29 protein-coding genes are annotated in these 24528 nt (G+C 36.4%); 28 read left to right on the top strand and 1 reads right to left on the bottom strand.

What is annotated here, in order from left to right; all coding sequences use genetic code 11:
* Positions 1–74: 74 nt before the first annotated feature.
* The 14 genes from AC5YC8_RS01800 to AC5YC8_RS01735 all read left to right on the top strand — a co-directional run bounded on the left by AC5YC8_RS01800 (position 75) and on the right by AC5YC8_RS01735 (position 9316).
* Positions 75–1532: a caspase family protein gene (locus AC5YC8_RS01800; protein ID WP_496163340.1), complete on the top strand. Its 1458-nt coding sequence runs from the start codon at positions 75–77 to the stop codon at positions 1530–1532.
* A gap of 92 nt (positions 1533–1624) precedes the next feature.
* A complete protein-coding gene (locus tag AC5YC8_RS01795; protein ID WP_496163339.1) occupies positions 1625–1804 on the top strand; it encodes a zinc ribbon-containing protein in 180 nt (59 codons plus the stop codon).
* A gap of 108 nt (positions 1805–1912) precedes the next feature.
* Complete coding sequence (locus AC5YC8_RS01790; RefSeq protein ID WP_496163338.1) at positions 1913–2491, top strand: DUF4126 domain-containing protein; 579 nt, start codon at positions 1913–1915, stop codon at positions 2489–2491.
* 196 nt (positions 2492–2687) lie between these two features.
* Complete coding sequence (locus tag AC5YC8_RS01785; RefSeq protein WP_496163388.1) at positions 2688–2894, top strand: hypothetical protein; 207 nt, start codon at positions 2688–2690, stop codon at positions 2892–2894.
* Positions 2895–2978: 84 nt separating this feature from the next.
* On the top strand, positions 2979–3695 hold the full coding sequence (locus tag AC5YC8_RS01780) for a hypothetical protein (protein ID WP_496163337.1): 717 nt from the start codon (positions 2979–2981) through the stop codon (positions 3693–3695).
* A gap of 92 nt (positions 3696–3787) precedes the next feature.
* Positions 3788–4045: a hypothetical protein gene (locus tag AC5YC8_RS01775; RefSeq protein WP_496163336.1), complete on the top strand. Its 258-nt coding sequence runs from the start codon at positions 3788–3790 to the stop codon at positions 4043–4045.
* Between the two features lie 581 nt (positions 4046–4626).
* Entirely contained in the window at positions 4627–5469 is an 843-nt protein-coding gene (locus AC5YC8_RS01770) for a GGDEF domain-containing protein (RefSeq protein WP_496120526.1), read from the top strand.
* Positions 5470–5548: 79 nt separating this feature from the next.
* Complete coding sequence (locus AC5YC8_RS01765) at positions 5549–6214, top strand: pseudouridine synthase (RefSeq protein ID WP_496120528.1); 666 nt, start codon at positions 5549–5551, stop codon at positions 6212–6214.
* 97 nt (positions 6215–6311) lie between these two features.
* Positions 6312–6692, top strand: coding sequence for a ribonuclease E inhibitor RraB (locus AC5YC8_RS01760; protein ID WP_496120530.1), 381 nt, complete (start codon positions 6312–6314; stop codon positions 6690–6692).
* 105 nt (positions 6693–6797) lie between these two features.
* Complete coding sequence (locus tag AC5YC8_RS01755; RefSeq protein ID WP_496120532.1) at positions 6798–7142, top strand: zinc ribbon domain-containing protein YjdM; 345 nt, start codon at positions 6798–6800, stop codon at positions 7140–7142.
* Between the two features lie 147 nt (positions 7143–7289).
* Positions 7290–7658 carry a 5-carboxymethyl-2-hydroxymuconate Delta-isomerase gene (locus tag AC5YC8_RS01750; RefSeq protein ID WP_496163335.1) on the top strand — a complete coding sequence of 123 codons (369 nt, stop codon included), beginning with the start codon at positions 7290–7292 and terminating at the stop codon, positions 7656–7658.
* 201 nt (positions 7659–7859) lie between these two features.
* Positions 7860–8195, top strand: a complete 336-nt coding sequence (locus AC5YC8_RS01745; protein ID WP_496120536.1) for a YegP family protein — start codon at positions 7860–7862, stop codon at positions 8193–8195.
* Between the two features lie 219 nt (positions 8196–8414).
* Positions 8415–8828, top strand: coding sequence for a nuclear transport factor 2 family protein (locus tag AC5YC8_RS01740; RefSeq protein ID WP_496163334.1), 414 nt, complete (start codon positions 8415–8417; stop codon positions 8826–8828).
* An 83-nt stretch (positions 8829–8911) separates the two neighbouring features.
* Positions 8912–9316, top strand: a complete 405-nt coding sequence (locus AC5YC8_RS01735; protein WP_496163333.1) for an NUDIX hydrolase — start codon at positions 8912–8914, stop codon at positions 9314–9316.
* 229 nt (positions 9317–9545) lie between these two features.
* On the opposite strand, the gene AC5YC8_RS01730 is transcribed toward AC5YC8_RS01735, so the two are convergent.
* Positions 9546–10361, bottom strand: coding sequence for an IclR family transcriptional regulator (locus AC5YC8_RS01730; protein ID WP_496163332.1), 816 nt, complete (start codon positions 10359–10361; stop codon positions 9546–9548).
* A 259-nt stretch (positions 10362–10620) separates the two neighbouring features.
* On the opposite strand from AC5YC8_RS01730, the gene AC5YC8_RS01725 reads away from it, so the two are divergent.
* The 14 genes from AC5YC8_RS01725 to AC5YC8_RS01660 all read left to right on the top strand — a co-directional run bounded on the left by AC5YC8_RS01725 (position 10621) and on the right by AC5YC8_RS01660 (position 24442).
* Positions 10621–10926 carry a non-heme iron oxygenase ferredoxin subunit gene (locus AC5YC8_RS01725; RefSeq protein WP_496120230.1) on the top strand — a complete coding sequence of 102 codons (306 nt, stop codon included), beginning with the start codon at positions 10621–10623 and terminating at the stop codon, positions 10924–10926.
* A gap of 26 nt (positions 10927–10952) precedes the next feature.
* Positions 10953–11252 (top strand): recombinase-like helix-turn-helix domain-containing protein, encoded by a 300-nt coding sequence (locus AC5YC8_RS01720; RefSeq protein ID WP_496163331.1) that lies wholly within the window; start codon positions 10953–10955, stop codon positions 11250–11252.
* A 14-nt stretch (positions 11253–11266) separates the two neighbouring features.
* Complete coding sequence (locus AC5YC8_RS01715) at positions 11267–12337, top strand: Rieske 2Fe-2S domain-containing protein (protein ID WP_496120228.1); 1071 nt, start codon at positions 11267–11269, stop codon at positions 12335–12337.
* Complete coding sequence (locus tag AC5YC8_RS01710) at positions 12330–13094, top strand: SDR family oxidoreductase (protein WP_496120226.1); 765 nt, start codon at positions 12330–12332, stop codon at positions 13092–13094. Before AC5YC8_RS01715 ends, AC5YC8_RS01710 begins: the two co-directional genes overlap by 8 nt.
* A 10-nt stretch (positions 13095–13104) precedes the next feature.
* The gene (locus AC5YC8_RS01705; protein WP_496163330.1) at positions 13105–14034 is read left to right on the top strand and encodes a VOC family protein; all 930 of its coding nucleotides are present in this window, start codon (positions 13105–13107) and stop codon (positions 14032–14034) included.
* 25 nt (positions 14035–14059) lie between these two features.
* Positions 14060–15268 (top strand): NAD(P)/FAD-dependent oxidoreductase, encoded by a 1209-nt coding sequence (locus AC5YC8_RS01700; RefSeq protein WP_496163329.1) that lies wholly within the window; start codon positions 14060–14062, stop codon positions 15266–15268.
* 45 nt (positions 15269–15313) lie between these two features.
* On the top strand, positions 15314–16537 hold the full coding sequence (locus AC5YC8_RS01695; RefSeq protein WP_496163328.1) for an MFS transporter: 1224 nt from the start codon (positions 15314–15316) through the stop codon (positions 16535–16537).
* A gap of 113 nt (positions 16538–16650) precedes the next feature.
* The gene (locus tag AC5YC8_RS01690) at positions 16651–17172 is read left to right on the top strand and encodes a cupin domain-containing protein (protein ID WP_496120218.1); all 522 of its coding nucleotides are present in this window, start codon (positions 16651–16653) and stop codon (positions 17170–17172) included.
* A gap of 16 nt (positions 17173–17188) precedes the next feature.
* Complete coding sequence (locus AC5YC8_RS01685) at positions 17189–18001, top strand: alpha/beta fold hydrolase (protein ID WP_496163327.1); 813 nt, start codon at positions 17189–17191, stop codon at positions 17999–18001.
* A 25-nt stretch (positions 18002–18026) separates the two neighbouring features.
* On the top strand, positions 18027–18821 hold the full coding sequence (locus AC5YC8_RS01680) for an SDR family oxidoreductase (protein ID WP_496120214.1): 795 nt from the start codon (positions 18027–18029) through the stop codon (positions 18819–18821).
* A gap of 9 nt (positions 18822–18830) precedes the next feature.
* Positions 18831–19622 (top strand): aspartate dehydrogenase, encoded by a 792-nt coding sequence (locus AC5YC8_RS01675; protein WP_496163326.1) that lies wholly within the window; start codon positions 18831–18833, stop codon positions 19620–19622.
* Positions 19623–19640: 18 nt separating this feature from the next.
* Positions 19641–21107: an aldehyde dehydrogenase gene (locus AC5YC8_RS01670; protein WP_496163325.1), complete on the top strand. Its 1467-nt coding sequence runs from the start codon at positions 19641–19643 to the stop codon at positions 21105–21107.
* 53 nt (positions 21108–21160) lie between these two features.
* Entirely contained in the window at positions 21161–22801 is a 1641-nt protein-coding gene (locus AC5YC8_RS01665; protein ID WP_496163324.1) for a thiamine pyrophosphate-binding protein, read from the top strand.
* Between the two features lie 438 nt (positions 22802–23239).
* Positions 23240–24442 carry a hypothetical protein gene (locus AC5YC8_RS01660; protein WP_496120207.1) on the top strand — a complete coding sequence of 401 codons (1203 nt, stop codon included), beginning with the start codon at positions 23240–23242 and terminating at the stop codon, positions 24440–24442.
* Positions 24443–24528 lie beyond the last annotated feature (86 nt).

Genomic DNA, 24528 nt, shown 5'->3' with positions numbered 1-24528 from the left:
GCCCTTTTTTTATAAAATTATTTAAATTGATTACAAGAAGCCCTATTTTGAAGTGAGGATTTTTTAGGAAAATTATGAAAAACTTAGCAATTTTAATAGGTATAGCTGATTACAAGCATATAAATAAGCTTTCGCCATGTGATCGAGATATTGGATTAATTTCTAAAATTTTGGATATTTCAGAAAAATATCAAGAAGTACTTTTACTAAATAATAGTCCTTTTGGTGCAACAGCTAAGGATCAAATTGCAGAGTTTATACGTAAAAATCAAGAAGTTGATATTAACGAAATTTTTATCTATTACACGGGGCATGGAACAAGAGTTAAAGATGACTTTTTATATTTGTTTGCAGATTTTGATGAACAAAAATTAGAGCAAACTTCACTAAGGAATAGTGAATTTGATGCAATGCTAAAGTCTTTGAAGCCAAAACTAACGGTGAAAGTTATAGATGCATGCCAAGCTGGCACTGAGTATATAAAATCTAATCAAGAATTACAGATGATTTTTGATAAGTCTTCTAAAGAAAGTTTTAATAAAGCATATTTTCTATTTTCTTCATCAAGTTCTGAAAGCTCTATTGCTTTGCAAGATTTTAGTGTTTTTACAAAAAGTTTTGCAAAATCTTTACTTGAATTTGAAAATCAAAATGTCAGATATAGAGATATTATGGCTTATGTTTCTGATGATAATACTGTGAAGAAACATCAGACGCCATTATTTATTCAGCAAGCTGATAATACAGAGGTGTTTATAAGTGTTTCAGAAAAAATTACTGAATTTTTAACTGGTGAATTTGAAATAGAGAATGAACAAGAAGATCCTAAATACATAGATGATGGGGACGTGGTTTCTTCTGTAGGTGAAAATTTATTCTTATCTGCGTTAGTAAAAAAAGTAAGAAATAAAGGTGAAGATTTTTGTAGTGAGGAAGAAGCTATAGAATCAATTACACATCTTAAAACTTTTCTTTCAAATTATGAATGGACTGATGATATCTCTAATCATTTATTTGATATAACACAAGAATTTAATACAAGCATACCCTATTTGGTATCGAGAAAAGAAATTGCAAAGTGGCTGTCCAGTACTAAAGAAGAATATTTTACTGCACTAAATTATGCACAAGAGTCTTATGAGGTTGAAGTACCTGAAACTAATAGGTATCGAATGGTAGTGGGTGGTTATCGTACAGTTACAAAATATAAAGATGTATTATCTGACTATAGGGTGACAGCTCCAGCACCATTTCAAACTTTGGTTATTCAACTAGAACCTAAAGAACAAATATTGAGTTGGTATAAAGCATTTATTACTGTAATTTTTTCAAAATCAAAATTAACTATTTTTTATAAGTTTGAGCGCGAGAAAGAAAGAAATTGGAGTGAGCGTTTTATTGAAGAAAAAAATGAATGGAAAACAGCACATTGTCCACTTAAGCAAATAGATAAGATTAAAGAAACCGTGGAAAAGTTAATGAAGGATATTGAAGATCAAATTATTTCTGATATTCAACAAAAGTTTGAGTGATTAACTAGATCTATAATCTGTAATTTACTTCGCCCATCTGACATCATCATTAGACTAAATGGCTAATTAAAAACCATAATGATTCAGTTATAGTGCTTACACCATTTCTAAAAACAAGGAGAGCAAAAATGGTTCAAGCTGGTCAAAAACCTGGCACAGGCTTCTATTTTTGTGTGCAATGCGGACACCGCACCTACTTAGAAATTGGTACAGACCGATTACCCCCGTGTACCAAATGCCAAGGCGTTCAATTTAACAATAAGAACACCTAAGCAACACGACTAAAACAGCACTTACTGTTTTAAATAAAAGCCCTATCACCCGATGGGGCTTTTTTGATAACGTATAAAACAACCTAAAAGAAAAACAAAGGAATACACATGGAAACCATACTCGGGTTATGTATAGGCATTGGACTTAGCGCAGCATGCGGATTCCGTGTGTTCGTACCACTTTTAGTTATGAGTATTGCTGCCATATTTGGACTATTTGAACCCATGAAAGGCTTCGAATGGCTCGCAATGCCATCGGTCTGTATTGCACTTGCCGTTGCAACCGTATGTGAAGTTGCCGCTTATTACATTCCATGGGTAGACAACATGCTAGACACCATAGCAACTCCCGCAGCCATGATTGCAGGCACACTTACCACTATGGCAGTAAGTTCAGGAGAAATGTCCCAATTTGCAAGTTGGGCATCGGCCATTATTATTGGTGGTGGAACAGCAGGTGCCGTACAAATGAGTACGGTTGCTGTACGTGGCGTATCGACCGCAACAACAGGTGGTGTGGCAAATCCACTTGTATCTACAGGAGAATGGATAGGTGCATTCGTAATTTCAATATTGTCTTTTATTGTGCCTGTGTTGGTGGTGATTTTACTTGTTGTTTTTGCCATTTGGGTTGCAAGATGGGTACGTATAAAAAAGAAAAATGATGTAACTGTTTCTTTAGATTAAACATGAAAATTGAATATAGATGTATCAATCTAATCCTTAAAAAAGAGATACGGCACAGTTTAAATTTTTGCTAAAAAAATTGATTGATTTTTACGCATAAAAGGCATATTTTTATTATGTGATTTAAAGCCATAATTATTATATGGGTTTGTTCAAATTTAAACTTAAAGAGTTTTTTTAGGGGGCAAAAATGCAGATGATTAAATTTATAGTCGATGAAAAGCCAGCTGCAAATGGTATTAATAAAATCCATAATGCCACTAAAGGCTGTGAAGATTTACCCAAACCAAATGGTCAAATATTAATAGGTTATTTTGCAAATTATGAATTGGCATATAAAAGAGCAAGAATGAATTGGCCAAGAGAAAAAGTAGAAGCATGCGAAAAATGCTGTGAAGCATAATTGGGCAACATATTTAAACCCACCAAATGGTGGGTTTTCTTTATATTGGTCTTTATTAAATATGTATTAAATAGTATGACCATAATGAAAAAAATCATCTCCCGTATTTTGTTGGTCACTGCTTGTATTTCAGGACTAAGTCTACTTACTCAAGCATCTTCAGAAAATATTACTACGCAAAGCCTTGAGGAAATTAAACTAAAACAAGACAGTATTAAGTACAAAGCCTATATTCCTAAAGGCTATGTGCTTTTTGACGCGATAGAAGGGGACTTAAATAAAGATGGTAAAAATGATTTAGTTTTAATTGTAAAAGCGACTGATCCCAAACAGTGGATTGATGACGAATACCGCGGTCGTTTAGACCGTAACCGCCGTGGCATATTGGTGTTTTTAAATGAAAATGGAAACTATAAAAAGTTATTGCAAAATTTAAATGCATTTTCATCTGAAAATGAAGATGGTGGTGTTTATTTTCCACCTGAGCTTTCTATAGGTATTAAGAACAATAAATTGTTAGTTGATTATGGACATGGGCGTTACGGCTGGTGGGGGTATAGTTTTAGATTAGAAAATAATGATATGCGCTTAATTGGCTATGAAAACTCAAGTAATCATGGACCTTATATTTCAAGTGAAACGAGCATTAATTTATTAACAGGAAAAAAGCTTTATCGTAAAAATATGAATGAAAATTATGATGATGATCGACCTCGTTTTAAGGAAACATGGTCAAAGCTTACATATCCTCCAATTTATTTGTCGCAAATTAAAGACTTTGATGAGCTATTAATGCAGTAATTTTTAAAAGTTAAGTGGTTTTTTTAATATAAATGGCTTAAAAATTGCTTATATAAAACCTATATTTGGCTTTTAAAAAGTATAGGTGGATTATGGAAAGTTTAGTAATTTCGGAAAAAAAAGTATTACCTAAATTGGCACATTTACTAGCAGGGTGGCCACTTTTACTTATTTTAGTTGGTGGTGCAATAGGGATGACTTATGGTGTGATTGCTTATGTACTGAATATTCAAATTTACAAATCCAATTTAAGCAAAATACAGAAAATATTGGCAAATTTACTCTGTGGTATGTCTGCTATAAGTTTATGGTGGTTTACCGCAACATGGTTGCAAGGTGTCATTTCGTAATGATTTGTTCCTTGGTTTTTTGATTGAAATTGATACTTTAATTTGTGAATGGATGTAATGTAAAAATTCCTAAATAAGTCTAATTAAATAGATAAAAAATGGATAAATAAGATAGAAGTGGGAAAAAATTTCTGTAATAAATATATTTGTGAAAATTATTTTTATAGATTTAAAAAAATAGCTTATCTTAGGAAATTAATTTCAGCGTCCTTTCACTACTATATATCTCAAGGGTGTGACGGGAATCGAAAAGAGTAGCATGCTGTGAGCGGCGCAAAACGCGAGTGCAGTACTTACCCAAAAGGTCTCGATTCGACTTAGGACGCTATAGATCACAAGTTTATAGGCTATAAGATCATAATTTACAAAGTCATGATAGTTGAAGTAAACAAAACACTGTTTTTCCCAACACCCTAAAAAATTTCAGAATAACAAATAAATCTAAATTTTTTTTTAAACCATTCTCTAAATACAACGCTTCTAGATTTAAGTCATTCTATTTAAAATTGATTCTATTTGAATATTTATGATAATAATAGAATAATAAAACTATACAGATGAATGTTGTCTGGAGCTGCTAAATGCTGACTCAAGTTGGAAAAACACTTTCAGGACGCACATTTACCCGACGAATTATTATTGTCTTGTTCATTCTTATAATGGGGTGGATTGACCTTACTACGGGTTATGAATATTCCTTTGCTGTCTTTTATTTAATTCCTGTTTCTATTGCTGCTTGGTATGACAATACCAAAACGACAGTATTTACGATTATAGGTGCAGGTTGTACGTGGTTATATGCAGACTTTGGTTCTGGCCATGCGTACTCTCAGGCCTTTGCACCTTACTGGAATTTTTTAGTTCGATTAAGTTTTTTTAGTGTTGTCGCAATATTGTTATTTAAAGTTCGTGGGACTTTAATTGAAATGACTAAAATGGCAATGAAAGATAGCTTAACGACGTTAAGTAATTCACGTTCATTTCAAATGCAATATAATGATATTAAAAGAAAATCCAGTAAGTCTTCTCATTCTTTTGCTGTAGGTGTGATTGATTTAGACGGCTTTAAAAAGGTGAATGATACGCTTGGACATAGCCGAGGGGATGATGTTTTAGTTGCATTTGCGAATATTCTGAAAAATGCGACAAGAAGCTCAGATGTTGTTGCCCGAATGGGCGGCGATGAATTTATTGTTATCTTAAAAAAGACCGATGCAAAAGGTACAGAAGAATATGCTGCCCGTTTAAGACAAGCTTTTGATGAAAGTGGTTTAAAAGAGCAGTGTGGGGTCGATTTTAGTATGGGGATTAGTCTTTTTGATCATCTTCCTGAAGATTTAGATGATGCAACACATGCTGCCGATTTACTGATGTATAAAGCGAAAGAACTAGGTAAAGCACAAACTACAATTCAAATGGCTTGAAATGAAGCTTAGGTTGAAAGATTGACAGGCGAAAGCCATCTTGTTACTTTGCGTTTTTTCCTCCCAATGCTGTAACTTCATGCCTCTTGACGATAAATTTGTATATATGCCTCCGCAAGAACCACTTTCTATTGTCTATGAAGATGATGATTTGGTGGTTATTGAAAAGCCTGCGGAATTGTTGTCTGTACCTGGTCGTTTACCTGAACATCATGACAGTGCATATTTACGTGTTTTAGAAAAATATCCAAATGCTAAAATTACGCATCGTTTAGATATGGCAACGTCGGGTATTTTAATGTTTGCGAAACATAGAGATGCCGAAGTTGCTATTAGCAAGATGTTTCAAGCTCGTACTGTTACTAAAAACTATATTGCATTGGTACAAGGGAAACTTGAGGGTGAGGGAAGTGTTGAAGTTCCTTTAATTACAGATTGGGAAAATAGACCTCGGCAAATGGTGCACTTTGAATTGGGGAAATCTGCAAAAACGCTGTATCAAGCATTGGAATATAATGCAGAAGAAGATATTACACGTGTTTTACTTACGCCAATTACGGGGCGTTCGCATCAGCTTCGCGTTCACATGATGCATATTGGGCATCCTATTACAGGCGATAAAATTTATCATCCTGAACCCGAGCGTAGCGCATTAAATAGAATGGCATTGCATGCAAGCTATTTGGCTTTCACTCAGCCTTTAAGCGGTGAAAAAGTTGAGATTAAAGGAAGTGTGCCTTTTTAGATTTGTTTATTGTTCCATCTGGTAATTAATCTCCAAATTGAAACATATATAGGCTAATCTAGACCATAGAAATATATGTTTAAAATAAGGAAAAACAATGTCACGCGATTACCAACAATTCCCAGATGATGACAACGGCAACGTACTTTGGCAAATGGCTGAAGATGGTGATGACCTTACAGTTGCACATGAAATTGAATATTCAATTGCATTTAAAAGCCAAGAAATTGCAGAAAAATGCGCGCTTTTCCTACTTGCTGAAGAACAAAAAATCTCATTGTTCCAAGATGAAGAAAACAACGAATGGTTTATTACCATTTATGTTTACATGGAACCAGACTACTCAGATATTGTCGATTTAGAAGAGTGGTTTACTAAAATTGCCACAGACTACAACGGAGAATATGACGGTTGGGGTTGTATGGCATACGTCTATGATGATGAAGAAGATGAGCTTGAAGATGTGACTCAAGCTTAATTTTTTAATAAAGCCTTACATTATGTAAGGCTTTTTATTAGAGAATAAGAGAAAAAATGGTATAATTAATTTTTATCTTTTTTTTATTTTTTGAGATTTTTTTTTATGTCTTTACCTAATTGCCCAAAATGCCAATCAGAATATACATACGAAGATGGCGATTTACTGATTTGCCCTGAGTGTTCTCACGAATGGAAGGAAGGCGAAGTTTCAGATGCTGAAACTCATGCAATAATTAAAGATGCAAATGGCAACGTATTGGCAGATGGTGATACCGTTACAGTCATTAAAGACTTGAAAATTAAAGGTTCTTCATCTGTAGTGAAAGTTGGCACTAAAGTTAAAAATATTCGTTTATTGCCAGATGCGGCAGATGGACATGATATTGATTGTAAAATTGATGGTGTTGGTGCAATGAAACTGAAGTCTGAATATGTGAAAAAAGCATAAGAATAATTTAAAAAAAAGCACAGCAATTCAATTTGTTGTGCTTTTTTTATGCCCAAGAAAACTTAAAATTAAGTGAAAGTTACATTTAGCTCTGTATCAAAAAAAGGAACATGTTATAAATAATAAAAATATTTTGAAGCCAATTTTATGCCACATCTCCATCTTGAATATTCAGATAATATTGAAAATCTTGAAGTAAAACCGTTACTACTTTCACTCAATCAGGCATTGATTCGTGGTGGTTATGCTCAGGCAGGCTTAGACATTAAAAGTCGAGCAATTTGCCAAACAGATTATGTTATTGGTGAAAATGAACAAAATCAGGCATATATACATGTGAAATTGTCTTTATTAACTGGAAGGTCTGTTGAGTTAAGACAAGAAATTGCAACATGTTTACTTGAGGTTCTTGCCGATCATTCTCCTAAACAAATGCAGGTTACGATTCAATTTTGTGTAGAAATTTTGGAAATGCAACGTGATATTTACGCCAAAAAAATTGTTGCATTAGTTTAAAAGCCGAAAAGCAAAACATATTCTGTTTTGCTTTTTATAAAAAATAAATATTTTTGATTAAACTTATTTAAAATAAGTACTTATTTTTATATATACCACTTTTATATTTGTAAAAAGTCATTTATATTTCATATAAATAGAATAAATTTTCTTCAATTTATTTAAGTACACATAAATAAAAGCAATTAAAAGAGGTGTGATATGTCAGGATGGTTTGAAATTAGCCAAGCAAAAGATGGTCAGTATCGCTTTAGCTTAAAAGCTGGCAACGGTGAAGTCATTTTAACGAGCGAGCTTTATAAAGCCAAACCTTCAGCGCAAGTTGGTATTGAGTCTGTTCAAAAAAATTGTACGGAAGATATTCGTTATGAGCGTTTGACTGCAAAAAATGGAAAGCCTTATTTCAATTTGAAAGCAGCAAATCATCAGGTTATTGGTACTAGTCAGCTTTATGCGAGTGAACAATCACGAGAAAAAGGAATTGATTCTGTAAAAAATAACGGTGTATCGACTACGATTAAGGATTTAACAGGATAGTTATTTAAAGTTGATTTTGTATAAAAAAGCATGCTGAGCATGCTTTTTTATACCTCAAATAAAGTGATGACTTAATAAACTGAAGTGTTGTAAAAGCGTAAATAGCATTGTTTAACAAAAGGTCAATTGTTTAATAAATATGAAAAATAATATAATATTAATAGATATATTTTGACTTATTTTTGTTGGTAATAAAAAGATTTAAATGGGGTAGGTCTTTTGATTGTACAGCTAATTGGTGATGAGTATATTGCTCAAGAAGTCTTATTTAAAATAAAACAATGGGATAGTGCAGTAGAGCGTTTGGATTTACAGGCAATTAGTGAGATGTGTTCAGATCATTTAAGATTTTTTGATGTTAGCTCACAACTAAATAATATTAGTGAATTTAAACAATTGTGGGAAAAGTATAGTTCTTTTTTTGTTGATGATGTAAGGGTATATCGAAAGAAAGTTGAAATTCATGCTCAAGCTAATTTAGCATTTATGCATTGCTACTCTAAGATTGATCATGCAGATGAGTCTCGTGCTTTAAACTTACCTTGGTGTCGTACCACATTATGTTTTGAAAAAATGCATGGAAAGTGGAAGGTGGCACATCAACATATTTCTATACCAAATTTGATTGATTAACAAATAAATAAAGTAATAATATTGATATAGTGCTTTGGTTTATTTTTAAAAAGTTTAAATAAAATTTTCAATAGGCATAATTCATGGCATTTCAAGATTTTTATCGTTTAAGTTCACATGCCGTTATTTTTAATGAAAAAAATGAAGTTTTATTGTTGAAAGCCACCTATGCCGATTGTGCATGGGGACTGCCTGGTGGTGGATTGGATATGGGGGAAACTGTTCATGAGGCTTTAATTCGAGAGTGTCGAGAAGAGCTGGAATGTGATGTTCAGATTGATTATTTATCGGGTATTTATTTTCATTCTACAGTGACTTCTCATGCTTTTATTTTTCGTTGTCACTTATTAGAAAATCAAAGCATAACATTAAGTAGTGAACATTCAGAATTTAGGTGGTTTACTCTAAATGAGTTAAATGCGGTTCAACAGATTAGAGTTGAAGATTGTTTGAACTATAAGGGTTCGGTGGTAAGTCGATCATTTTAAAAAATACATTATTTATAGGTGATGTATTGGTTTTAAACTTTTTTTTTCTAAAAAATATTTAGATTTTTTTTCTATAAAGAAAAAGAGGGAATAAAACACTATATATATTATGGTAGATATTATAGTCATTGAAATTAGAAATATGATGTAAAAAAGCGCACTATTATGGTGCGAAAATCCATTGATTTAAAATGTCTTTCTTTCCTAAATCAATGGATTATTTTGAATATTAAATATAAATAAATTTAGAAATTTTTTGTGCATGTAAGACAACATCTTGAGCAACTTTGGATCTAAATTCATCTTCTGTATATGTGCTCATAGGGCAGCTGACAGACAACACTGCAACCATATCTTTATTGGACTGATTAAAAATAGGCGCTGCACATGCTGCCATATCTGTATTGAAATGTCCCCAACTCACCATAAATGGTTCCGCACGAACTTGATCTAAACGTGCTAATAGTTCAGTTAAACTTTTAGGTGTACGTTCAGAAAATACGACCCAATTTTCAAATTGACCATAACGTTTTTTCACTTCAGAAATTGGTAGTCGAGATAGCATAAGCTGACCAATAACGGTTGCATGTGCGGGCCAGCGTGTACCAATTTGTAGTGTGCTGGTGAATGCACTATTTGATTGTATATTATTGATAAAAACTACATTTGTATCTTCTAGAATAGATAAATGCACTGCAATTTTAACGCGATCACGAAGTTCACGCATAAGAGGTGAGGCAAGTTCATTAATCGATAATTTTGACAAACTATTAAACCCCAAAGACATGATATTACTGTCTAAGGCATAGGTTTTTTGTGAAAGTTTTCTTAAATATCCGCAAGATTCTAAGGTGTAAATTAAACGAAAAGCACTTGAGCGGTTTACATCTAATTTTTCAGCAATTTCAGAAATTGTCATTTCCTGATTGTGCTCATTAAATAGCGCAAGAATTGCTAATCCACGCATTAAACCAGGAACGATATATCGGTCTTCATTTTTGTTTGTGTCTTGATCCGCTACAGTTTCTGTTTCAGTAGTATTCATTAAATAGTTTGCCTTTACCTGTCTATTCACACCGAAAATGGAATTTATGCACCATATTTTATCGTTGAAAACGAAAGTGCACAATGTTTGTATATAAAACAATTTAACGTATATAAAACGTAACAATATATAAAATAAATATAAGTGTTTGAAAATGCAATTTATATATTAATTGACATTTATTTTGATTAAAGACTATTCTGATTGTATGTTTTAAATATTAAATAAAGTTTTGTTGGTAAAACATGGAGGTGGTCTCATGAATTGGATATCTGTTTGTAAAGTGGACGAGGTTGCAGAGGAAGAACCAAAAGCAATTGAGATCAATGAAAAAAAGATTGGTATTTTTTTCATTGAAGAAAAGTATTTCGCAATTGAAAACGTTTGCCCTCATGCATTCGCATTACTAACAGAAGGATTCATTGAAGATTCCACCGTTGAATGCCCATTGCACGAAGCCATTTTTGACATTCCGACTGGACGTTTGGAAAGTGGTCCTGGCTGTCGTGATCTGTGTACATATCCCGTAAGAGTTGAAAACGAAGAAATTCAAGTTCAGCTTTAAGAATTAATTATTAGGGAAGAAATCAAATGAAACAATACAACGAAAAGCTAGCTAGATGGATTAACGCAACACCTTCAAGCGATGCAGGTATCAATAACATTCAAATTCCAGGTCAGGTTGAACATTTAGTTTGGCAAAACCGTTACAAAGTGCCAAGCCCGTATGAGCAAGATTTTGTTCAGCATTTAATTTCTGCATTCACCAATGGTGTAACTGAATTAGGTGACTTAGTGAATGCATTAAATGATCGAGGATTTAGAGATGAATCTGGCGATCTATGGTCGGTTGAAAGCTTTTCAACTGAGATGCAACGTTTAGGTTATTAACAGATAAGGACATCATGATGACTATTGCAGAGATGAATGTTGAACAATATTTAGATCTTGGTTTACGTGACCAATGGTATCCAGTATTGGCAAGTTGGGAAGTAGGTTCAAATCCAGTTGGTATTACACGTTTAGGCGAAAATATTGTTGTATGGCGCGATGATAAAGGTCAAGTTCATGCATTGGAAGATCGCTGTCCACACCGTGGTGCACGTCTTTCTTTAGGTTGGAACCTTGGTAATCGTATTGCTTGTTGGTACCACGGTGTTGAAGTTCGCCATGATGGGGTTGTTGAAGATGTACCAGCTGTTCATGATTGCCCATTAAAAGGCAGTGACTGTGTAAAAACTTATCAAGTCCAAGAGTTACATGGCGCAATCTTTATTTGGTTTGGTATTGATGCGAATGAAGCACCAGCTGAACTTGTTTTACCAGATCAGCTTGCAAGCGAAGAATGGAGTTCATTCCTTTGCATGGCAGATTGGAAGGTAAACCATCAATATGCAGTCGATAACGTAATGGATCCAATGCATGGTACTTACTTGCATTGCACATCGCACTCAATGGCAGATGGTGAAAAAACAGCAGAAATGAAACATCGTCCAACGAAAGATGGTTTTGTTTTTGAAAAAGAAGGTCAAACAGGTGTGAACTTTGACTGGGTTGAATACGGTCAAACTGGGGCTGCTTGGTTACGTTTATCTATTCCTTATCGCAAGTCATTTGGTCCAGGTGGTGAATTCTGGATTGTTGGTTTTGCAACGCCAATTGATGAAAACAATACACGCGTATTCTTCTGGCGTTGTCGAAAAGTTTCAGGCTGGCAACGTAATGTATGGCGCTTCTTATACCGCAATCATTTAGAACAATTGCATTGGGATGTATTGGAGCAAGATCGTATTATTTTAGAAAACCTCGCACCAAATGCACGTAAACACGAGTTCTTATATCAGCACGATGTTGGTTTATCTCGCTTACGTCGCTTAATGAAAAAAGAAGCAGAAAAACAACTTAAAAAGTTCGCTGCACTTCAGTCATCTCAAGTTGAAAACCGTATTGAAATGAAGGAAGCGTCTAATGGCTAATCTGCCAATTTTAGCGGGCAAACGCATTCTTGTAACAGGTGCTGCACGTGGCTTAGGGCGTGATTTCGCCCAAGCTGCTGCTGAAGCAGGTGCATCGGTTGTGATGGCAGATATTTTGGCTGATTTAGTTCAACAAGAAGCATCTGCATTATCTGCCCAGGGTTTCGATGTTTCAGCGGTTGAAATTGACTTAAGTCAAAAGGCCTCAATTCAACAAGCGGTTGCTCAAGCAGTTGAAAAATTAAATGGTTTAGATGGTTTGATTAACTGTGCCGCACTTGCAACAGGTGTAGGTGGCGTAACCCTTATGGAATATGACGAAGATCTTTGGGATCGAGTGATGACTGTAAATGTGAAGGGCACTTGGTTAGTAACGCAAGCATGTGTTCCTCATTTAAAAGCTTCGGGTGCAGGAAAAATTGTCAATATTGCATCAGATACAGCTTTGTGGGGTGCACCACGTTTAATGGCGTATATCGCAAGCAAGGGTGCAATTATTTCAATGACACGTTCTATGGCACGTGAATTGGGTGAAGACAATATTTGTGTCAACACGATTAGCCCTGGTTTAACGCTTGTAGAAGCAACTGAATATGTACCTCAAGCTCGTCATGATTTGTATGTCAATGGAAGAGCAATACAACGTCAACAACATCCTCAGGATTTAAACGGCACAGCGATTTATCTACTTTCAGATATGTCTTCTTTTGTGACGGGACAAAATATTCCTGTGAATGGCGGCTTTGTATTTAATTAAGGAGCAACACATGATTACAGGTATTGAAGTTCTAAAATTTGGTGTTGAAGACCGAGTAGAAGCAAACACATTTTTAGCTGATTTTGGTCTAAAAGCATCTACTTCAGATGTTGAGGGTGCAGATTTATATCAAACGCAAAATGGCTGCAAAATTTACTTATTTGATATAGCTGATGAGCGTTTACCTGAAGCAATTGAAGCGGGTTCTACATTGCGTGAAGTGACTTGGGGTGTTGAAAGCGATCAAGACCTTGAGGCTTTAAAAGTAAAACTTTCTGCTGAACCGAAATTCAATGCAACTGAAAGTAAGGTTGAATGTCTTGATCCAAATGGCATGACCATTGTTTTTGAAAAAACAATTACTAAAGACGTTGCACAAGCACGTACAGAAGGTATTAACCAGTTTGGTAATGTTCAACGCGTAAATGCGGCAAGCCCTGTTTATGAAAAAGCTGAGCCTGTAGATATTGGTCACGTTGTATTTTTCACACCAGATTTAAAAACAACCCAAGCTTTTTATATCGAAAAATTAGGTTTTCATTTATCTGATGCCTATACAAATAGAGGTGCTTTCCTACGCTGTCGTGGTGAAGGCTTTCACCATGATTTGTTCCTACTTTCGATTCCAAATAAACCTGCTGGTTTGAATCATGTTGCCTTTGTTGTTCGTGATATTCATGAAGTGATTGGTGGTGGTTTAAGTATGAACCGTCAGCAATGGTCAACATTTATTGGTCCGGGTCGTCATCCTATTTCATCTGCGTATTTCTGGTATGTAAATTCACCATTAGGCGGCGCTTTTGAATACTACACAAATGATGATTATTTGACCGAAGAATGGCAGCCACGTGAAGAAGAACATCGTCTAGAACTCTTTACCGAATGGGCGATTGAGGGTGGTTTAGATCATGAAACACGTCGCCAAGTAAAGCCAGCGTAATCGGAAAATAGATAGGGAGATCAACATGAATAAAATTGTAATTGTAGGTGCAGGGCAAGCCGCAGGATGGGCCGTTCATACACTTCGCAATCAGGGATATAACGGTGAAATTCATGTTGTGTCTAATGAGGACAGTGTTTTTTACGAGCGTCCTCCTTTGTCTAAGCAGGTGCTTTCGAAAGAAGCAACTGTGGAAAGCTTAAATCTATTTTCACCAGACCAAGTTGATGAGTTTTCAGTGATTTGGCATAAACCAGATTTGGCTGTAAAAATTGATAAACAAGATAAATGTGTACATTTGCAAAGTGGTAAAGCACTTGCTTATGACAAGTTACTCATTGCAACAGGAAGTCGTGCGCGTATTCCAGTTGCAGATTGGGCGAGCTTGAAAAATGTATACACCTTACGAGATATTCAGGACTGCCATACCTTGGCAGAACAATTCAAAACTGCTGAAAATGTTGCTGTGATTGGTGGTGGTTGGATCGGATTGGAAATTGCTGCAACCGCACGTAAGCAAGGTAAAAATGTTGAGATTTTTGAATATGGTTCTCGTCTTTGTGCCAGAAGTGTAAGCCCAGAAATTTCAGATTTTTTAAAAGCTTTACATGAAGAAGCAGGGACAAAAATCCATTTAAATGCAACAGAGTTGAGTCTGAATGAAGTTGACCAAAACCAAGTAGAAATTCATGCAGGACCTTTGGGTCATGCAACTTTTGATTGTGTAGTGGTTGGCGCAGGTGCTGAAATTTCTAAAGAGTTAGCCGTAGAAGCTGAACTTGATGTGAAAGACGGCATCGTTGTAAATGAGTTTGGTCAGTCTTCCAATGCAGATATTTATGCTGCTGGAGATGTGGCGATTCATCCTGCTTTAGGTTATTGCATTCAGTCTTGGGCTAACGCACAAAACCAAGCAATCTCCGCGGCAAAATCTATGTTAGGTGAACTGACTTCTTACCAAGATGTTCCGTGGTTATGGTCAGATCAATATCAATGCAATATTCAAATTTTGGGGACGTATCAACCTGAAAAAACTTCACAGGTGGTCATACGTAAAACAAATTCTACTCAACAAAGCTTTTTCTATCTCGATGATCAAAATCGACTCATCAATATGATTGCCGTGAATGAAGCAAAACTAGTAAAGCTCGCAAAAAGATGGCTAGCAAACGCTACTGTGCTCGATCCACAACAACTACAAGATCTAGATTTTAATTTGATGAAATTGAAATAAGCGGCGTATGAGAACTCACTGAGCACGTACTCGAAGGAATGTATAATGGAAAGTGAAGAAAAAACAGGCATAAAACATTGGACACCAGCAATCATTTTAATGATCTGCGTTGTTCTCGCTTTTTTTGACAAAATCAGTATTGCGGTTTTGTTCTCAGATCAAACTTTTCTTGATGTGATGGGGATTGGTCACGATAAAGCTAAACTTGGATGGCTCATGACGAGCTTCTTATTAGCTTATGGTTTCTCATCTATGTTTTTAAGTTTTTTAGGTGATATTTTCTGTCCTAAAAAAATGTTGATGTGGAGCGTAGCATCATGGGGTGTACTCATGTTGATTATGGGCTTCACAACAGATTTCACAACACTTGTTGTACTACGTGTATTACTTGGTTTAGCTGAAGGTCCTTTATTTGCTTTGGCATATACCATCGTGAAGCAGACGTATACAGATCGTCAGCAAGCACGTGCTTCAACAATGTTCCTTCTTGGTACACCAATTGGTGCCTTCTTAGGTTTCCCAATTACTGCTTACGTACTGGCACATTATGAATGGCATACAACATTCTTTGTTATGGCTGCACTTACGCTAGTCGTGATGGTACTAGTTTACTTCGGTCTTCGTAACTTACAAATCAAACGTACTGTTGATTTAGAGAGCGTGAAGAAACGTGTGAATTTTCAAGAGCATTTACAAAATACGAAAAAATTATTCACCAATAGCGCATTTTGGTTGATCTGTATTTTTAATATTGCACTGATGACATACCTATGGGGTCTTAACAGTTGGGTACCTTCGTATTTAATCCAAGACAAGGGCTTCAATCTTAAAGAGTTCGGTATTTATTCAAGCTTCCCATTTATTGCCATGCTGATTGGTGAAATTGTAGGTGCGGTGTTCTCGGACAAAATAGGTAAACGTGCAATTCAAGTGAGTGGCGGTTTATTTGTTGCAGGTATTTTCATGTACCTCATGGTAATCGCGACCAACCCAATCGTCGTTATTTTAGCAATGTCTTTAAGCGCAATGGCTTGGGGTTTTGGGGTAGCAGCAGTATTTGCACTTTTAGCTCGAGTAACAACGGCAGATGTTGGCGCAACAGCAGGCGGTATTTTTAACGGTTTAGGTAACTTTGCGAGTGCAGTAGCACCAGTCATTATTGGTGCGATTGTGATGCAAACAGGTAGCTTTAACTTAGGTATTACGTTCCTTGCTGTTGTGGCAGTTGTGGGGTCGTTCTTCCTAGCACCATTGTTGAAACGTTACTAAAACAAAAAGTTGCCTTGTCACCTCGGTGATAGGAAAACAAGAAATTTAATAAACGGACTGAATCATTTATTGAGTCATCAAGATTCAGTCCAAAACTTAAAGGAGTGAGTTTCATGTCAACTCAACAATTTGAATCATGGAAACAGCCTGAAGATAAATCTTTAGAAGAATGGATTGGTGGTCGTATTGCTCGTTTTGAAACACGTAAATATGACTTTGATGCTTTGAAATTCCAAGCGGATTACGATCCGAAATATCGCCGTGCACAAATGCGTTATATGGGCACAGGTGCAACAGGTGTATCTAGCGACAACAACACTGTACCTGCTGAAAACTTCACATTCTCAACAATGGTTTTACCAGCGAAATGTGAAGGTCCATTACATATTCACCATGACGTGGAAGAAGTATTTTTCATGCTTCGTGGTGAGATTGACCTTTTTATTGAGCATGAAGGTGAGAAATTCTCTACACGTTTAAAAGAGCGTGATTTGATTTCAATTCCACCAGGTATTTACCGTGGTTTATTTAACCCAGGTACTGAAGATGCTTTGATGTGTGTGATGTTAGGTACGGGTAAACCAACAATCCCGAACTATCCACCTGAGCACCCATTATCACAAATTAAGCGTTAATTCAGTAAGGATGAAAGTGATGAATCTAGTTGGGCAAAGTACACAGTTTGAATTGAAAACAGTCCAATTTGACGGTGTAACTCAGTCTTATCGAGAAGCAGGACGGGGGCAAACGCTCGTACTTTTACATGGTATTAGTTCTGGTTCTGCATCTTGGGTTAAGCAATTGCAAGACCTTGCTCAGCACTTTCATTTGATTGCTTGGGATGCACCAGGTTATGGAAAGTCTGATGTTTTAGCAACATCAGAACCCAATGCGACCGATTATGCAAAGCGTCTAAAAGGTATGTTAGATGCATTGGATTTGAAAGACGTAATTTTGGTAGGACATTCTCTTGGTGCATTACAGGCGGCTGCATTCAATGCTTTATATCCTGAAACTGTAAATGCTTTGGTATTGGCAAATATAGCGCAAGGCTATAAAGGTTTTGATGCACAAAAGCAAAAAGATGTATTTGAAAAAAGACCAAAAATGCTGAAAGAGCTTGGTGCTGTAGGAATGGCACAATCTCGTGGTCCATATTTAGTTGCACATATAACAGTAGCTGTATTGGCACTTATAGAAGACGTCATGCAAAAAATTAGTTTAGATGGATTCACGAACGCATCTTATTTGTTGGCTTATGACTCGATTCAAACGTATTTGCAAGAACAGCAAGCAAATACACACGTTGTGATGGGAATGTCAGATGGCATTACACCCGCAAAAGATATTCAAGCACTGGCAAAAGCATACAAATTAAACCAGTGCTACCAAATTGCAGATGCAGGTCATTTGAGTTATCTCGACCAAGCAGAAGAATTTAATCAAATTTTATTGTCGCTTTAATAAAGCACTTATGTGAGATATGGATATGAGCTTCCAATTGAATGGAAAAAATGCAGTAGTTACCGGTGGCTCGTCGGGCATTGGGCTGGCAACTGTTGAATTGCTTGTTGCCGAAGGAGCCAATGTCGCGTGGTGTGGTCGTAATGAACAACGCCTAGCAGAATCAAAAGAAATTATTTTATCGCGTTATCCTAATGCAAACGTGTTTACAGCAACGTGTAATGTTCTAGATAAAGCAGATGTAGAAAAGTTTGCACAGCAAGTTCAAAGTAAATTTGGTGGTGTTGATCTACTTATTAACAATGCTGGTCAAGGTCGTGTTTCAAACTTCGATAATACGCAAGATGAAGATTGGTTAAATGAAATTGAATTGAAATATTTTAGTGTTTTACATCCAATTAAGGCATTTTTGCCTGCACTAAAGAATTCAAATAGCGGTTCTATTACTAATGTGAATTCACTACTTGCTTTGCAACCTGAACCTCACATGATTGCAACATCTTCTGCACGCGCAGCTTTATTGAATTTGACACATTCAATGGCACATGAATTTTCTCAATACAACATTCGTGTGAACTCAATTTTATTAGGCATGGTTGAATCAGCTCAGTGGAAACGCCGCTTTGCAGAGCGTTCTGATCAAGGTCAGTCTTGGGAAGAGTGGATTGGCAATATTGCAAAAAATCGGGGTATTCCAATGGCACGCTTAGGTAAGCCAGAAGAGCCAGCACGTGCATTAGTATTCCTTGCTTCACCATTGGCTTCATACACAACAGGTTCAACTATTGATGTGTCTGGCGGCTTTAATAAGCATTTATAAGGTGAATTCATGAAACAGTTAATGATGATTGGATTTGGTGCAATGGCAAATGAAGTATGTCGCCACTTACCCAAAGATCTTGAATTGAAATGGGTTGTTGTACCTGAGCGCAGTGTTGAAGCTGTAAAGCAAAAAGTTGCAGCAAATGTACACGTCATTTCGAAAGTCGATGACTGTTTAGGTGAGCCTGATTATGTCATTGAGGTGGCGGGTCAAGCTGCTGTGAAAGAACATGCTGAACATGTTTTAGCACGTGGTTGGAGCATTGGCTTAATTTCAGTGGGCACGTTAGCTGACACAGCATTTTTCGAAAAATTACAGAAAATAGCAGAAAACTCAGGTGCACATCTTCACTTATTGGCAGGTGCAATTGCTGGTATTGATGGTATTGCAGCAGCTAAAGAAGGTGGCTTAGAAAAAGTCACGTATAAAGGCTGTAAAAGCCCAAACAGCTGGCGTGGAAGCTATGCGGAAAAACTCATTGATTTAGACAGTGTGAAAGAAGCGACTGTGTTCTACAAAGGAACTGCACGTGAAGCTGCTCTTAACTTTCCAGCAAATGCCAATGTTGCTGCAACCATCGCTTTAGCTGGTGTAGGCATGGATGATACTCAAGTTGAATTAACTGTAGATCCAAATATTAGTCAAAACAAACACACCATAGTGGCAGAAGGTCGCTTTGGGCAAATGAGTATTGAAATGATTGGAGTACCTTTAGAGAGTAATCCAAAAACTTCAACCTTGGCAGCACTAAGTGTGATTCGTGCATGTCGTAATAGCGTAGACGCAATTCAGATTTAAAAGGGATAGGTAAGTGCCATGGTAAAAGAAATATATATTGCAGGTGAATGGCGTCTAGGTCGTGGAAATGTCATTCAAAGCCTATTTCCAGCAGATAACTCAGTGAATGCCGAAATTTCTACTGCAACATTAGAAGATGTTGAAGAAGCAATTGTCAAAGCAGATCAGGCATGGCGTAAACCTGAGTGGCGTAACTCGCTCCCACATGAGCGCGCAAAAATTTTGTATCGTGTGGCAGATATTATTGAATCTCGTGTAGATGAACTTTCAAAATTACAAACACGTGATAATGGCAAACCTTTATCTGAAACACGCGCACTAGTAATGAGTGCAGCAGCTACTGCACGTTTTAATGCAGCAGCTTGTGAAACATTCAATGAAGAATTAACGACACAACGTGCACCTGATTTCGTGACCATGAGTGTGCATGAGCCAGTAGGTGTAATTGCAGCTATTACACCTTGGAATTCGCCTATTGCGAGTGAGGTTCAGAAGCTTGCACCTGCAATTGCAGCAGGTAATGCAGTTATTTTAAAACCTGCTGAAGCAACATCACTTATTGCCTTAGAACTTGCAAAAATTTTTGAAGAAGCGGGCTTACCAAAAGGCATTTTAAGTGTACTTGTTGGTCGTGGATCAGTCATTGGTGATGCAATTGCACAACACCCACTTGTACGCAAAATTTCATTTACAGGTGGTACAACCACAGGTCGTCATTTAGCACATATTGCAGCAGAAAAGCTGATTACAACATCGTTAGAGTTAGGTGGTAAATCTCCAACAATTGTATTCCCAGATGCAGATATTGAAATTGCAGCAAAAGGCATTGCTTACGGAATTTTCAGTTCAGCAGGTCAGGCTTGTATCGCAGGTTCACGTTTATTTATTCATAAGTCTATTTATGACGAATTTTTAAAACGCCTTGTAGAAATTACAGAAGGCTTACGAGTAGGTCATCCTGAAACGCCAAATGTTCACATGGGCTCACTTATTAACGAAAAGCACTTGGAATCTGTTCATCGTTATGTAGAGCTTGCGAAATCTGAGGGTGGAACAGTTGTAACAGGTGGTGAAGCAATTACAGACGGTGAATTTGCAAAAGGTAGCTTCTACAAACCAACCATTATTACAGGCTTAAACAATAGTGCTCAAACATGCCAAGAAGAAATTTTTGGACCTGTTCTTGTAGTGATGTCTTATGACAATGAGCAAGATTTAATTGAACAAGCAAATGATAGCTGTTTTGGTTTAGCAGCAGGCATTTGGACAGAGAACTATCGTAAAGCATGGAAAATAGCCCGTACTTTAGAAGTTGGTACTGTATGGATTAACACCTATAAAAAATTCTCGATTAGCGCGCCATTTGGTGGCTTTAAAGACAGTGGTATTGGTCGTGAAAAAGGTCGTTTAGGTATCCTGTCTTATATGCAACAAAAAAGTATTTATTTAGGTTTAAACGAACAAGCAAATCCTTGGGCAGATTAATACGTGCCCACAAAGCAACAGATTTAAGAAATTAGAATTAAGGAAATATCAAAATGACTGAAAGAGTAAATGTAGGCGAAGCAATCGCACGTGTTTTAGAAGCGCATCAAGTAGATAGCATGTATGGGGTAATTTCTATTCATAACTTACCTATTGCAGATGCAGTAGGTCGTCGTGAAAAGATGCGTTTTGTTGCAGCACGTGGTGAAGCAGGTTGTGTCACTATGGCAGATTCACATTCACGTTTCACAGGTTTGGGTGTTGCTCTTACAAGTACAGGTGCAGGTGCAGGTAATGCAGTGGGTTCACTTATTGAAGCTATGAATGCTGGCAGCCCTGTATTGCATTTAACAGGTCAGGTTGAGCGTGAATATTTAGATCGTGATGCAAGCTTCATTCATGAAACGAAAGATCAGCTCACATTCTTAAAAGCATCAAGCAAAGCTGCATTTCGCATTACAAGTCCAGACAACGCCGTAGGTGTAATTCGTGAAGCAATTCGAGTTGCAACAACAGTTCCAATGGGACCTGTAAGTGTTGAAATTCCAATTGATGTACAAGCTGCCGAAATTGATTTACCTGCAAATTTAGGTCCTGTTAAAGCATTACAAATTCCTTTCGCTGAAGATGTTGAAGTAAGTGTAATAGCCGATGCTATTAAGGCTGCAAAACGCCCAGTATTTTGGATTGGTGGTGGTACTTTAAATGCAGTTGAAGAAGTAAAAGCAATTGCAGATTTAGGTATTCCAGTGGTGTCATCTACACATGCACGTGGTGTTTTGGCAGATAGCCATCCACGTACATTGGGTGCATTCCATAACTCAGCAGCAGTAGAACAACTGATTAAAGATGCAGACTTACTTGTTGTAGTGGGTTCACGCTTACGTAGTAACGAAACAAAGACGTATTCAGTTGTATTCCCAGAAAACATTATTCAGGTAGATGCAAACCCTGTTGCACAACAACGTAACTACAAAATTGGTCAATTTATTTGTGCTGATGCAAAAAACACACTTGCACGTGTTGTAGATGCACTATCAGGTGTTTCAAAAGTAGATTCATCTTACGATGCTGAAATTAAAGCGGCACGTGAAAGTGCAATTGATGCTTTACGTACGCAAATGGATCAATATGCTCTCATTTGTGATCACTTGCGTACAGCACTGCCAGAAGACGGCATTTTTGTCCGTGACATCACGATGTCAGGTAGCACATGGGGTAGCCGTTTATTCCCTGTGCAAACACCAAATAAAAATATTCACTCACTTGCAGGCGCGATTGGTTTAGGTCTTGCACATGCAATTGGTGCGTCTATTGCGAATCCAACGAAAAAAGTCGTGGGTTTAGTGGGTGATGGCGGTTTAATGCTTGGTATTGGCGAAATTGCAACAATGGCGCAAGAAAATACTGACATGGTACTGATGGTTATGAATGATGGTGGTTATGGGGTAATGCGTGGCATTCAAAACAACTACTTCGGTGGCCGTCAATATTTCAATGAACTTCATACACCCGATTATAAATTGTTAGGTGAGTCGATGGGTGTGAAAAGTTGGAAAGTCGGCAGTGCTGAAGAATTCAAAACAGCAATTCAAGAAGCCATTGATTTGAATGGTCCAGCAGTGATTGAGCTAGATATGAACTCGATTGGTCCACTTAAATTTGCGGGTCCACCACAAAAGAAATTGTACTAATTTATTTTTAAATTCCCTAAAAATCTGAATATTCATCTCGATGGGTATTCAGTTTCCAAATGTTGAGATTGTTTGCTTCACAAGAAGTGAAACAGAAATATTTGGTACTTTAAACTGTATTTAAAGATATTAAAAAATAGCAAAGATTGACCAAGAAAAACGAACTTCATGCGAAAAATTTAAAACATCTTTGTGGAAAATGCTGAGGTCTAAAAGCAAACATTTGCTTCAAACTTAAGATGTAAAAGGAATTCTTCAGAAAGTTTTGTCAGAACATGGACGGCTGACTGAAAAAATCTTCAATATGCTTTATCCAGAGGAAGCAGATTGAAGAATAAACGCCACTAGCTAAGGATTTAGCTAATTTTTTTTAAATAAAATCTAATGTAAACATTGTTTTATATATAAAACTCTTGTGTTTTGCATGAAGGGGTTAACATGAAAAAAGCATTATTAGGTACTTCAATTTTACTCATGATGGCATCGAGTAGCTCGTTATTACACGCTAAAGATGATTTATTAGAATGGAAAAGTGAAGATGGAGCAAACTCATTTAAAGTGGGTGGTCTTATACGTTTTAACCATCGTTATGAACAGTGGGAAGAAAGTAAAAACCGTGGTGCTGGAAAGCTAGATTTTGATATTTTCCGTTTAGACTTGAAAGGAAAGTATGGTGATTTTTATTTAAATGCTAGCCCTATCATTCAAGACCAAGAAATGACATCTGTTGAAAAAGCATATGTGGGTTACAACATTGATAAAAACCAAAGCATAGAAGCAGGTTTAGTTTATAAACCATTTGCACTTTATCCATACCCGCAAAATGGCTGGACATATCATTTACCATTTTTCTTGGGTTACGGTAATAATATTGCGCCGGGTCTGAACTGGAATTTTAATAATGCTGATTGGGATATTAAGCTAGGCTACTATCCACGAATGTTAGCTGCGAACTTACGTTATTCACCAGAATCTGGTACTTATGATGATTTTGATGAAAACCATTTACCATTTCAATCTAAATACCAAAATGAAAAACATAACCAATTTAATGCTCGCGTAGCACATAAGTTTACAACTAAAAACTTTGGTAAACATGAAATTGGTGTGTCTGGTGCTGTATCTGAGTTATACAATACAACCACGAAAGACAATGGTAATTACCATGCTTTAGGTTTACATACCAATAGTGAATATCAACGTTGGAATTTGCAGTCTTCTGTCATTCATTATGAATATGATGCAAAAAATCCTACGGGTGTTGATAACCGTATGACGCTTATGGGTGCAAATGGCTTAACGCCTTCTTATTTCATTGCTTCTGAGGGTACAGTAGGTAGTGTAAACCTTGCCTATACTTTACCTATTAAAGATATGGGAATGTTAAAAGCGATTCGTTTCTATAACGATTATAGCTATTTCCACAAATCTGAAAGTGATTGGAATGCTTCACAAATGAATACAACAGGTGCAATGTTTATTGCAAAACCGTTTATGGTATGGGCAGATTATACATGGGGTAAAAATGCCAATATTTTAGGTGGTGCACAAAATGGTACAGGTTTAACAACGGGTGCAGGCTCTAAATATTCAGATCAATGGTTATATCGTGTGAACTTGAATATAGGATTCACATTCTAAAAGCAAACTAGAAATTAGCTCTCATTTGAGGGCTTTTTTTTGTTGAAAAATTGATCATTTTTTTATATAAGTAATAAAGATTCAAA

It is taken from the genome of Acinetobacter sp. FY731 (genome assembly GCF_059515905.1).
The sequence above is the reverse complement of the archived record's forward strand: the minus strand, read 5'-3'. Positions and strand labels throughout refer to the sequence as shown.